Genomic DNA, 12,005 nt, shown 5'->3' with positions numbered 1-12,005 from the left:
CGAGCAACCCCGCTCCCACAAGGCACTGTGCTGAGTCAGTGAAACGACACGTGAATCAGAACGCCATCCGCCACTGTCCCATCACGCCATGACTGCGGCTCTCAGTGCCGATTTCCCCAGTGACGCCCACACCCAGCGAGTGGTTGGCGGAGAGCCCCAGGTCGAGCCCGGCATCAAGCGACAGGCTGTCGCGATCCAACCCTGCCCCGGCGATGTCGAAACGTTTCCCGCCCTTGACCAACTGTTGGCGCGTTTCGCTGTCGAGCTCGCCGTAGGTGTGTTTCCAACCGGCGCTGAATCGCGGTGTCAGGCGCATGCCGTTATCCAGCATATTCAGCTTCGCCGCACGCAGGCCGAAGGTGCTGCTGAAGTTGTCCTGGGTTTGCCCATGGACTTTCAACGCCGCATCCCCACCTTTTTCGGTGTGGCTGTCCCGTTGGTAGCGCTGATAACCCAGGCTGGCGAATGGCTCGATGGTCACATTGTTGCGGCCCAGGTTGAAGCCCGCTTCGACGAAGGCTTGCTGGGTATTGGCGTCATAACTGCCTTTGAGACGGTCGCTGAATCCGTTGAACGCTACTCGACGTTTGCTGCTGCCTTCATGGCTGGCGTAGGTAGCACCGAGACGCAGCGTCAATGGGCCGTCCTGGCGCACCGCATAAGCACCCAAGTGCCAACTGTCGAGATCGCCGTCGAATTGCCGGGCATCGAGCGCCGTCTGTGATTGGCCGCCCATCAGCCCGACATGCCATTGCTCGTCGAACCGCCAGTCGGCGCCCAGGACCAGGCCTTGGGTGGAATGTTTCAGCGCGTTGTTGAAGTCGCTCTCGACTTTGCCGCCATTGCCCAATGCCTGAAGCCAGACGCGGCCGCTGTTTTTACTGTCAGTGGCAACGCGTGGAGCTTTATTGGAAGACGTGCCCGTGCCGTTATCCAGCTGGCGCATGGCGGAGAGCATGCTGGCACTGACGGGGCTGACACTGCTTAACGTGGCTTTTGCGAGGTTGGCGTTGCTACTTGCGGTCAGTTGGTCAATGGCGATGGAGGCTGTGGCTTTGTTGCTGGCCAGCAGCGCGCTGATGGCGGCGTTGGCGATCACGGTTTTGGGGGTGTCCACACTGCGAGCCAGAGCTTGCCCGCTGGCAGAGGTGGCAACCGTCTCGAGCGGCACGTCATTACGGGTCAGCGCCACTTGAGTGTCGATATCGGCAGCCTTCGGTGTCATGAGTGCCGGATTGCCGGTGACTTGTTCGAGCCCATCTTCAACCTTTCCGGCATTCAGCACGGTATGGGCTGTGTTCTGGGTGTCGCTACCGGGAAGACCAATAACATTCAAACCTGCGTTATTTAGTGTGGCCGTACCCTCCACCATAAGCGCTGAAGTGCTTACGGCGGCTTCTTCAAACCCACTGTCAGTGGGTGCTACAGGTTTGGCGGTTTTTTTCCGGGTTTTGTTGGGCTTTGCATCGGCATCGACTTGAGGCTCCAGTTGGTGGGCAAGGGATAATTCTGCACAACCAACTGCAAGTGCAATGGCCAAAACAAGGTGGTGGAGTTTGTATTTGTGTTGAACGGGCATCGAGTACGGCCTCTTTTAACAGGAGGCCAAACTCTAAGAGGGAGGCTATGGACGCCGATGTCAGCCGCTTCCGGCGGGCTCGCAGGGAGTGTCGGATGGTTGTGTAGAAAATTGCCAGCCGCTTGAAGGTGGCGGTTTTTTAACCATTCCAGCTGGATGCTTTTTCTTACGACGAATCAAGACATGGGAGCTGGCGCACGGCCAAAACTATCTACCGCAGATCAAACGATCTCAGCCTTCGCAGCGCCTACCGGCTCACATACGCCTTCCCATAATGCCGCTCCATCCGCGCCTGAATCAGCTCCAGCCCAATCGACATCAGCCAATAAATAATCGCCGCCGTCGTCAGCATTTCGATATAGCGATAGCTCGAGCGCCCGTACGATTGCGCCAGGAACATCACTTCCCAAACCCCCATCACCGAGATCAGTGATGAGTCCTTGAGCATGGAGATGAACTGGTTGGTAGTGGGCGGGATGATGGCGCGCATGGCCTGGGGCAGGGTGACGCGCCAGAAAATCACGGTTTCGCGCATGCCCAGGGCCAGCGATGCTTCGCGTTGGCCGTGGGGAACGCCGAGGATGCCGGCGCGGAAGATTTCGCTCAGGTAGGCGCCATAGTTCAGCGACAGGGCGATGATGCCGGCGGCGATGGCGCCCGGCACGACGCCCAATTGCGGCAAGCCGAGGTAGATCAGCAATATCTGGATCAGCAGCGGCGTGCCGCGAAAGAACGAGGCATAGAAACTTGCGATGCCGAACGCCACGGCGCTTTTCGACAGTCGAGCCAGGGCCGTGATGAAGCCCAGCAGCGACGAAGCCACAATCGAGCACAGGCACAAGAACAGCGTCAGTGCCGCGCCTTGCAGAAAGCCGTTGGGCGCCAGGTGCAGGCCGATCAGGTTCGGCAGTTTGTCGAGGATGATCGAGAACTTCAGGTCGAAGCTCAGGAAGAAACTGGCGAACAAGCCGAACATCGCCGCCCAGGTCAGGTACAGCCGGGTACGGAAGCCGAAGACCCGTTGCAGTAATGACTCAGCCACCGGTTGCGGTGGCTGAGGAGGTTTGGGGAAAGAAGTCATTTGCTGATGTCGGCGCCGATCCATTTTTGCGACAGCTTGCTCAAGGTGCCGTCCTGTTTCAACTGAGCGAACACTTCACGCACTTTGGCGTCCCACTGGGCATCGCCTTTTTCGATGGCCACCGAGTTCGGCTCCGAGTACAGCGGCTGGCCGGCGAGCTTGAAGCGCTTGTCTTCGTTCAAGCGCGGTTGCGCGGTGACGAGGTTGGTGAGGATCGCGTCCAGACGCACGCCAGCGCCGAGGCCCAAATCCTGGAACGCGACGTTGTCGGTGTCATACGGGGCGATCTGCACGTTCTCGAACGGGTACTGCAATTGAGTGTCTTCGGCGCCTTCGATCACCAGGTTTTTGTTCAGGTAGCTTTCATAGCTGGAGGCGCTGGTGAGACCGACTTTCTTGCCGCTCAGGTCCTTGGCGCTGTGGATGCTATCGTCCTTGGCATTGACCACGATCACGGCAGGGGAGGCGTAGTACTCGACCGGGAAGTCGAAGACTTCGGCGCGGGCCTTGCTCGGGGTCATGGAGCAGATGCAGATGTCGTAACGCCCGCTCCAGCGGCCGGCGGCGATCACATCCCAGGACGGCGTTTCCAGACGCAGCTTGACGCCCAGCTTGTCCGCCACGGCCTTGGCCACCTCAACGTCGAAGCCGTCGAGCTGGTTTTGATCGTTGAGGAACGAGAAGGGTGGGTAGCTTTCCATCAACACACCGACCAGTTCTTTCTTTTGTTCGATGCGATCCAGGGTGGCGCCCGCAAAGGCTTGGGTGGAGGCAGCCAGAATCGTCAGGCCCAGGGCCAGCAGCGGTTGAAGTTTCACAGTTGATCCCTGAAAAAAGAGGTTGTTATTAACCGTATGGTGCGCATTAAATAGTTATAAGAACGACTCTGATAGTGAGTTATTTTCATAAGCTTATGAGTGAAAAGCATATGGGCGCAGACAGCACGGTAATTCTGGATGGCGGCATGGGTCGTGAACTGCAACGCCGAGGGGCGCCGTTCCGGCAACCCGAGTGGTCGGCACTGGCCTTGAGCGAGGCGCCACAAGCCGTAGAGGCGGTGCACGCGGCCTATATCGAAAGCGGTGCCAACGTGATCACCAGCAACAGTTACGCGGTGGTGCCGTTCCACATTGGCGAAGAACGTTTCGCCGCTGAAGGCCAGGCCCTTGCGGCGTTGGCCGGCGAGCTGGCTCGGCGTGCAGTCGATGCTTCGGGCCAATCGGTGCGCGTGGCCGGTTCATTGCCGCCTTTGTTCGGCTCCTACCGCCCGGACTTGTTCGACGCTACCCGGGTGACTGAACTGCTGACCCCTCTGGTCAATGGCCTGGCGCCTCATGTCGACCTGTGGCTGGCCGAAACCCAGAGCTCGATCGTCGAAGCACGGGCGATCCATGCCGGGCTGCCGAAGGACGGCAAACCGTTGTGGCTGTCGTTTACTTTGAAGGATGAAGACACCGACGAAGTGCCGCGTTTGCGCTCCGGTGAGCCAGTGGCTGAGGCCGCCGCGGTGGCGGCTGAGTTGGGTGTCGAGACGTTGCTGTTCAACTGCAGCCAGCCGGAAGTGATCGGTGCGGCGATTGATGCGGCGCGGGAAACCTTCGAGCGCCTGGGGGTGAAGATTCACATCGGCGCTTACGCCAATGCTTTCCCGCCTCAACCGAAAGAAGCCACGGCCAACGACGGTTTGGACCCGTTGCGTGATGATCTCGACCCGCCGGGTTATCTGCAGTGGGCGGCCGATTGGCGCAAGCGCGGGGCCAGCCATTTGGGCGGGTGCTGCGGGATCGGGCCAGAGCATATTGCGGTACTCGCCCAGACATTAGCGTGATGCCATTCGCGGGCAAGCCTCGCTCCAGGTTCGTGTGATCCGTAGGAGCGAGGCTTGCCCGCGAAGTTGTCCGTACGGGCGTCGAAGATTACCCGCGACACTCCGTCAACGTTTGCACTTGCCCCGATTCCGTCTGGTTTTCATCGCTCAACCACCGCTCGAACCCCGCCTGAATCGTCGGCCATTCCGAGTCCAGAATCGAATACCACGCCGTGTCACGGTTCTGACCCTTGACCACCATGTGCTGGCGGAACACCCCCTCAAAACTGAACCCCAACCGCTCTGCTGCGTACTTGGAGCGAGCGTTGCCGTTGTTGCACTTCCATTCCAGGCGCCGGTAGCCCAACGCAAAGGCTTCCCTGGCCAGCAGGTAAACCGCCTCGGTACTTTTGGGCGAGCGCTGCATCGGTGCGCCGAAGGTCACATGGCCGATCTCGATGCGACCCTGGGCAGGAACAATCGACATCAGGCTGAGCAGGCCCTGCACCTCGCCGCTGACACGGTCGATCACACTGAAGAAATACGGATCGCTGTTGGCCGCATGATTGTTCAGCCAGTCATTGAACGCACTGCGCTCCGGGAAAGGACCGTAGGGCAGATAGTCCCAGAGTTTCGGGTCCGAGCCCGGGCCTTCCAGGGCTTTCCACAAACCATCGGCGTGACGCGCCGGGTCGAGTTTTTCCAGGCGAATGAAACGCCCTTCGATCAGTTGGGCCGAGGGCGCCGGGACGCCTTTCCAGTCTGCGAGTGAAGTCGACATGGTGTTCTCCTTGAACCTTAAAGGGCTTTGCGAAACTGGATGAAATCGGGGCGTTCGGCGATGCGCTCATAGAGCTGGATCGCGGTGGCGTTGGTTTCGTGGGTCAGCCAGTGGACCCTGCAGCAACCGTCGGCCTTGGCTGTTCTGTAGACGAATTCGATCAGTTGCCGACCGACGCCGGTGCCACGAGTTTCGGGTGCCACCAGCAAGTCTTGCAGGTAACAGGAGTTTTCGATGCTCCAGTTCGAGCGGTGATAGATGAAATGCACCATGCCCACCGCTTTGCCGTCGACCCAGGCCAGCGCCCCGTGGGTCGGTTCGCTCAGGTCGAGCAGGCGCTGCCAGGTGCTTTGAGTGACCGCCTCGGGCAGCTCGGTGTTGTAGAAGCGCAAGTAGGCTTGCCACAACGGCAGCCAGGCAGCGTGATCGTCGGCGGTGGTGACCTGGCGGATGTCGATCTGACTCATGTTCATTCCTTAACGCGTCAAAGTGGCAGGTACATGGAAAATTCCTTGGCGAATGCCTTCATCCTAGGCAGGCTAATGGTCTGTTGTAAGAGCCATTAATGACCAATTTCATAGGTCCATTGTCATGTCGAATACGCCGCTTCCCTCGTCGTTCAACCCGGCGGGTATCGAACTCGACCGCCGCCAGGGCCTGAGTCGACAGCTCTATCAAGCGCTGCGGGTACGCGTGCTCGACGGACGATTGGCCAGCGGCACACGACTGCCGGCCAGTCGCGATCTGGCGGCAGCCTTATCGATTTCCCGCAACAGCGTGGTCCGTGCCTACGATCAGCTTTACGCTGAAGGCTTCATCGAAGGGCGCGTGGGTGACGGGACTTACGTGGCGCAATTGCCTCAGGCGGCATTGCCCATGAAAAAATTATCCACAAAAGTATCCACAGGGTTTTCAACAGGGTTACCCACAACCTTATCCACAAATTGGCTGGATTTACCTGTTATTCCATCCAGTAAAGTTATCCACAGCGGTGCTTTGGGGCGCATTGAAAAGAACCATTTGGCTGTGCCTCCCGGTGGTCCGCCGCGCGCATTCAGGGTCGGCGTGCCGGCGTTCGATCTGTTCCCGTTCGAGGTTTGGGCCAAGCTGAATGCGGCTTTCTGGCGTAAACCGGATTTACAGCAGCTGTGTTATGGCGACCCGGCAGGCGATGAACGCTTGCGCGGATTGATTGCTGCCTACTTGCGCAGTTCGCGCGGCATGCAGTGCACCGCTGAGCAAATTGTGATCACCAGTGGCGCGCAGCAGGGGATCAGCCTTTGTGCACAGTTGCTGGTAGAACCTGGCGATGGGGTGGGGATTGAAAATCCGGGTTATCGCGCTGCCGGCCATGCCTTTGCGGTAGCCGGTGCACGGTTGCACGGTGTGCCGGTGGATGAGGAGGGGATCGACTGCAGCGCCTTGGCGCAGTTGAGCGATTGCCGGCTGGCTTACGTTACGCCTTCCCATCAATACCCGACCGGTGTGGTCATGAGTCTGGCCCGGCGTCTGGAACTGCTCGCCTGGGCCGAACGCAACCAGGGCTGGATCATCGAGGACGACTACGATGGCGAGTATCGTTACAGCGGCGCGCCACTGGCGCCATTGGCGGCGCTCGATCGTCACGGACGGGTGCTGTATGTCGGCACCTTCGGCAAGGTCGCTTTTCCGGCGCTGCGCCTGGGTTATCTGGTGCTGCCGCCGGGCCTGGTGGACGCGTTCGCGCAACGTCGGGCGGTGGATGTGCGCCATTCTGAGGTGAGCACACAGGCGGTGATGGCAGAGTTCATGGCAGCCGGGCATTTTCAGCGGCACATTCGCCGTATGCGGCGCGCAGCCCTGAGTCGTCGCAACACCTTGTTGGCTGGTTGGCCTGTGGATATCCCGGGCGTTGGCAGCCTGCCGAGTGTCGTGGCAGGGCTGCATATGACGGTGTCAGTTGAAACTCAGGCCCGCGAGCGCGAATTGATCGATGCCGCAGCGAGTGTGGATGTAGAGATCAGTGGGCTGAGCCGCCTTTGGCTGCCGGATTCAAGTACCGAGCCGGACCTGCGCGCCGGGCTGGTACTGGGTTTTGCGGCGGTGCCCGAGGCGGCGATCAAGGCAGCGCTCGGGCGGTTAAAAAAGGTCTGGTGACGGGCTGAGTCGCGATCAGCGCCTGCCCCTCATGACTTGGCTTTGGGCTCCAGATTCAGAAATAGTGCGCGCAGGGTCGGGTCGACTATTTTACGTAGCGCCCCATCAATAGGCTCGAAGGTGCTCAGCGATTCCCTGCGTTCAGCACTGAGCGTTTCCAGGTAGGTGTCCGCGAATTTCAAGTGAGCGGTAGTGGGTGTAGCGGACGGGCTCTTCAAGGTTTCGTAGTGGAAATGCGCCACCCACAACGCCTGATCATTGTTCGTCTTGTCGAGAATCCGGTATTCCTGAAAAAAGTCCCCGAGTTGTTTGGTCTGGATTCGGCCTTGTTCGTTTCGGGTGATGTGAATTTGCTCGTTCTCGTGCATCCATTTGAAACTGCTTTGGGTGGGTTTACGTTCCTTGTACAAGCTCGCTCGGGTGCTGATGCCTGCTTTTCTTACCTTGATGGCTTCCCTGCGTAGTTCCAGGCTCAAGGCCGCCACGGGCGGTAAAGTGCCTTTAGCTTCCTTGATCCTGATCATGGCCAGATCGATGCTCGTAGCAATCTGCTCCAGTTTGAGTGCGTACTGGTCGAACAAGTCCTGCATGTCGGCGGGTATGCGTCGTGGGCGTAAAGCGTCTTTGCGGGTGCGCTCGATAAAGTTCTGCACCTCTACATTCTGCTCAAGGCCAGCCTTGATGATGTCGGTATCGTTCAGCACCGGGGGCGGCTGCAAACGGACATCTGGCATGATCGCCTTGAGAGGGGACTTCTTGGCATTGCTGACTTCGTTAATACCCGGATCGCGTGGGCGGGCCTTGCTCACTTTTACCGGCAGGCGCGATGGCCCGGGACGGGCCGGTTCTGTTGTGGCCTGTGTGATCAAAACCTCGGTATCGGGCAGCAACGCATGGATCTGGTTGTGTGCCACTCCTGCAAATTCATCGATCATTTTTTTCAGATGATCAAGTTGAGACTGTTTGAACAGGTTGGGGTATGTGTCTGGTAATTCCTGAATTCGCTGATTGGCATCGGCAAAGGTTTCGGCAAGCCTGCCAAAGTCCTCGATGCGCGTCTGTGGGTCATCTGCAACGTTCATCAGGTCCGCGACCTGGTGGGCGGCCTGGGCGGCGCTCACGATAATGCTGCCGATGGCGTCACGGGCCAGGGACATTGTCGGGCTGGCCTGCTCTTGCATGCACAGCTCTTGCGCCATGCCTATCTCGTTAGCCTTGAGCTCCAGTGCCGAGAATGAAGGCAGCAGTTTGCTGATCTTTATAGCTTCAGCAATGCCTGGTCTTCCTGCCTCATGCATTCCGCGAAGTGCCGTTTGCGAGAGCTCAAGTTTCTCGACCATTGCGTGGCTCAGGTCTGTCGCCTGCCGAATGTTGTCGATATAGGTTTGCCGTGTGATCTCTGTGTCCGGCCGAGAGGCTTGAGTAAATGTGCTGGTGGCTTGGACATACTGGTGTTTTCTTGCGGTAAACCAGAGCGAAAGATGCTTCTGCAACTCGGTACTCAGGCGCAGCAAGTCGTAGGTATAGCCTGTCGTTCCGCCGAGAGTGCGCCACTCTCGCAGTTGCTTGAGTGCTTGCTCATAACCATTGATCATTACTTCCAGTTTTTCCGCATACACCATGAGCATTTGATCATAGGCATCGCCGCTGACTGTAAACATGTCTGTGCGTGCTCGTGTCAGCTCCCTTGTCTTCGCTGGCTCCTGGGTCTTGAATGAATCCAGTGCGTTTTCCAGTTCATGTTTGCGCTGTTCTTTGGCTGCTTTCATGCTTTTGAGGCGGTTTTTCGGGCCGCCGCCACGCAAGCGCAGCCGGGTGTCCACGAACCATTGACCTTTCTGGTCATGGACTAGCAGGGGGCCGGTTCGTGTGGCGTCTTTGGGGTCGATGAGGATGACCTGGGCATCGGCATCCAGTATCACGTTGAACCAGCGTTCGCCGACCTGTGCATAGATCTTGTCGTTGAGCTGGTAGAGGTGGGGAGGGGCTTCATTGACCGTGGTCAGTTCTTTGTCGGCAAGGTCTGGCGCAGAGACTTTGAGGGTGTCCAGATACGTGCCCAGTGCCGAGGTTGTGCGGCGCGGCACACCTCCTGCCATTTCAACCGAGGAGTGATGGTTTTGTGGTAACTCTGCGATAACCGGGGTGGGGGCCAGTGTGATGGTGACCGGCACGACGGGCGGTTTTGGTTCCTCATCGGTCGACAGCTGTGCCGGTTGTGGTTTGCCCGAAGCCGTTTTGCGTCGTATCACAGCGTGATGGCTGAGGATGATTCCGAGCGCCAGCAGAATATCCGCCATGCGAGTCCATTCGATGAAGCTGTCATTTCGATCTCGGGCATCGAGTGCCTGCTGGATCTCGTTGATGGTCTGCCAGACCCAGACGGCGGTTCCGACGGCACCGCTGAGGAAGTTTGAGGTGACGCTGAACAGGGCCCAGCCGCTGTCTTTCAACAAGCGCCAGCGGCGTTCGGCATTTGATTGCGACTGACGATCAGCCAAATCGACAATTGCCTGTGCGTTGCTCTTGAACAGTGTCGAAAGGATATTGCCGGTTATCTCCTCGTATTTGAAAACCACGCGTCCGAACCCCTCCACTCTCAGCAATGGATCGACAATCTGTTCGGCCAGCAACCAAGGAGATGGCAGGCCGACCGGGAAAACGTATTGAGCGTATTCAAAGCCCAGTGCTTTGTCGGGCAGCCATGCCAGCACCGAATCGCGGAGCTCACCGGGCTGGTGCAAGGCATACAGTAAATTTTGCCGGGAGGGGAACTGCATCAGTGGCGGGTCCAGCATCGGACGATAAAGCAGGCAAGGGCCGCTCTCGGCATTTCGAGGGCTGATGATGAACATGTTGGCGATCGTATCGCTGGAGCCGATCAAGCGATGTTGCGGGGTCATCGTGAGTGGGTAGATGGCGATAGGTTGTGCCGTTTCTGAACGGGGGGCGAGTAGCTCACGGACGAATCGATAGCCGAGCTCATCAATGCCCGCTTCTTGCTTGACCTTGCATTCCAGCGCCATGAGAGGCAGTAGCAAACGTAGCTGGTCGCTATAGAAGTTTTCCTGGCGACGGGACTCAACAGGGTCATCGATCAGCTTGCGTTTGATCTGTTTGGGATAGTCCTCGCCGACATTGACGCGAGCCGCCACAGTGGTGAGGAACTCGGGCGTCAGCCAGTCCGGAACCTGCCCGGCGTTTCTGAAGAAGAGGTTCGCCATGTAAGGCGCCTCATTCTCCAGGGCGAAGTCGGCGAGTGTTTCGATGTACTGGCTGCGGGGATCGGGAAGCGTGAAATCACCAGCGGTGAAACTGTTGGTGATCTTGATCCGTAATTCATCCAGCGCCATGTCTGCGGCACCGACGGCGTGGGGATCGGCAATGATTGCTTCGCTCATTTTGTATTGAGCGTACTGGGCGATGGAAGGGATCTGGTCTTTGACGGTCTTGTAGTCGGGTTGCCGATACAACTTACCCAGCGCCGTGACATAACGACTGTAGTCTTGTATGTCGCTGATTGATGCGTTGCGCAGCCAGTCGGGAATCGCCGCAGCCAGTTGCTGGATCCGTGCATGTTCCGGGCTGCCGTGCTCGACATCGGGCTCAAGCACTTCGCTTGTTGGCGTTTCAAGGAGCCTGAGTGAATCGATGGCATCGAGCTGCGTCGACACCAACGCCCAGGCCATGTGATCGAAGACATTGCCATCAGGTTCGTAAAGACGCCATTTCAGAGCGCGTCCTGCCAGTTGCGCTTCCAGGCGAGCGGGAAGTGAGTCACCCAGTTGTTCCATCGATTCGAATGACTCGTAAGCACGTTCGATGGTGTACATCACAATCAATTCGCGTTTGCGGTACGTTGCCTTGAGAACCAGAGCGCCACCGATCAGGAGGTGGCTTTCAACCTCGTTGTCGACAGTGTCGATGTCGATCAGGCTCGCCTGGATCGCTGAAAACTCGCTGTTCACTGCCTTGCGTGTGGCTTTGTCGGGAGCCATGGAAATTTCCCGCGCCATGGCACATTCATCAGCATCCCAACCTTTGACCTGTCGTACGTTCAGAGCCTTGCGCAGTGAGTCGGAGAGTTCCTGCCAGCGCGCGATCTTATGTCCCTTCTGATTCCAGAACTCCAACTGTCGTGCCTGGAATTCGACGAACAACAGCGGTGCATAGTCGTTGAGCGTACCGGCAATTTCCTCGATGCTGACGGCGAGATGTATAGGGTTTTTGGCGTTCGGCTCAAGCGTGAGGAAGTGCTCTCCATCGATGTAGTTTGCCGTTGTCGAATTAAAACCTTGGCGGATGAGTACGTGCGTCAGTGGTTCGAATCGAGTCGGCCCTTCCTCTATCCGATTGTCCACCTGGCGCCATTGCGGTGTGGCAACCATTGCCTGGTCGGGATCGATGTTCAGGTTTGGGTAGAGTTCTTCCAGCGTCTGAGTCAATAGATGCGAGGCAACCTGATTCAGCGTTGGGCCGTGACTGGTCTGGTTGACCAAATCGCTTTTCTCAACAAGGGGGGTCGAGTCGTCAGGGGGAGCAGGAATATTGCGGATCATGGTCGGTACCTGGATGCGGTAATTGAGGACGCACCCAAAGTAGCGGGAAGCTGGGAGCCTCT

8 protein-coding genes are annotated in these 12,005 nt (G+C 58.2%); 2 read left to right on the top strand and 6 right to left on the bottom strand.

Translation table 11 applies throughout. The features are described from left to right. Positions 1-55: 55 nt before the first annotated feature. The 3 genes from AC30D7_RS01730 to AC30D7_RS01720 all read right to left on the bottom strand — a co-directional run bounded on the left by AC30D7_RS01730 (position 56) and on the right by AC30D7_RS01720 (position 3,478). Positions 56-1,579, bottom strand: coding sequence for an autotransporter outer membrane beta-barrel domain-containing protein (locus AC30D7_RS01730; RefSeq protein ID WP_490132782.1), 1,524 nt, complete (start codon positions 1,577-1,579; stop codon positions 56-58). A 247-nt stretch (positions 1,580-1,826) separates the two neighbouring features. Continuing rightward, the gene (locus AC30D7_RS01725; RefSeq protein WP_086945218.1) at positions 1,827-2,660 is read right to left on the bottom strand and encodes an amino acid ABC transporter permease; all 834 of its coding nucleotides are present in this window, start codon (positions 2,658-2,660) and stop codon (positions 1,827-1,829) included. Beyond that, positions 2,657-3,478 carry an ABC transporter substrate-binding protein gene (locus AC30D7_RS01720; RefSeq protein ID WP_019580384.1) on the bottom strand — a complete coding sequence of 274 codons (822 nt, stop codon included), beginning with the start codon at positions 3,476-3,478 and terminating at the stop codon, positions 2,657-2,659. The genes AC30D7_RS01725 and AC30D7_RS01720 overlap by 4 nt, the downstream gene beginning before the upstream one ends. Positions 3,479-3,588: 110 nt before the next feature. Here AC30D7_RS01720 and AC30D7_RS01715 point away from each other — a divergent pair, with 110 nt between their 5' ends. After that, positions 3,589-4,488, top strand: coding sequence for a homocysteine S-methyltransferase family protein (locus tag AC30D7_RS01715; RefSeq protein ID WP_490132781.1), 900 nt, complete (start codon positions 3,589-3,591; stop codon positions 4,486-4,488). A gap of 88 nt (positions 4,489-4,576) precedes the next feature. Here the strand turns inward: AC30D7_RS01715 and AC30D7_RS01710 are convergent, their stop codons facing one another. After that, positions 4,577-5,248: a GNAT family N-acetyltransferase gene (locus AC30D7_RS01710; protein ID WP_019580386.1), complete on the bottom strand. Its 672-nt coding sequence runs from the start codon at positions 5,246-5,248 to the stop codon at positions 4,577-4,579. A 17-nt stretch (positions 5,249-5,265) separates the two neighbouring features. Further along, positions 5,266-5,715: a GNAT family N-acetyltransferase gene (locus AC30D7_RS01705; RefSeq protein WP_490132780.1), complete on the bottom strand. Its 450-nt coding sequence runs from the start codon at positions 5,713-5,715 to the stop codon at positions 5,266-5,268. A gap of 124 nt (positions 5,716-5,839) precedes the next feature. Here AC30D7_RS01705 and pdxR point away from each other — a divergent pair, with 124 nt between their 5' ends. Next, on the top strand, positions 5,840-7,384 hold the full coding sequence (gene pdxR / locus AC30D7_RS01700; protein WP_490132779.1) for a MocR-like pyridoxine biosynthesis transcription factor PdxR: 1,545 nt from the start codon (positions 5,840-5,842) through the stop codon (positions 7,382-7,384). 29 nt (positions 7,385-7,413) lie between these two features. Here the strand turns inward: pdxR and AC30D7_RS01695 are convergent, their stop codons facing one another. Further along, entirely contained in the window at positions 7,414-11,943 is a 4,530-nt protein-coding gene (locus AC30D7_RS01695; protein ID WP_490132778.1) for a dermonecrotic toxin domain-containing protein, read from the bottom strand. Positions 11,944-12,005 lie beyond the last annotated feature (62 nt).

The organism is Pseudomonas sp. DF5, from assembly GCF_058148225.1.
The sequence above is the reverse complement of the archived record's forward strand: the minus strand, read 5'-3'. Positions and strand labels throughout refer to the sequence as shown.

Excerpts from the sequence above, each read along its gene's own strand:
- AC30D7_RS01730 (WP_490132782.1), bottom strand. The coding sequence starts at position 1,579 with ATGCCCGTTCAACACAAATACAAACTCCACCACCTTGTTTTGGCCATT.
- AC30D7_RS01725 (WP_086945218.1), bottom strand. The coding sequence starts at position 2,660 with ATGACTTCTTTCCCCAAACCTCCTCAGCCACCGCAACCGGTGGCTGAG.
- AC30D7_RS01715 (WP_490132781.1), top strand. The coding sequence starts at position 3,589 with ATGGGCGCAGACAGCACGGTAATTCTGGATGGCGGCATGGGTCGTGAA.
- AC30D7_RS01710 (WP_019580386.1), bottom strand. The coding sequence starts at position 5,248 with ATGTCGACTTCACTCGCAGACTGGAAAGGCGTCCCGGCGCCCTCGGCC.
- AC30D7_RS01705 (WP_490132780.1), bottom strand. The coding sequence starts at position 5,715 with ATGAGTCAGATCGACATCCGCCAGGTCACCACCGCCGACGATCACGCT.
- pdxR (WP_490132779.1), top strand. The coding sequence starts at position 5,840 with ATGTCGAATACGCCGCTTCCCTCGTCGTTCAACCCGGCGGGTATCGAA.
- AC30D7_RS01695 (WP_490132778.1), bottom strand. The coding sequence starts at position 11,943 with ATGATCCGCAATATTCCTGCTCCCCCTGACGACTCGACCCCCCTTGTT.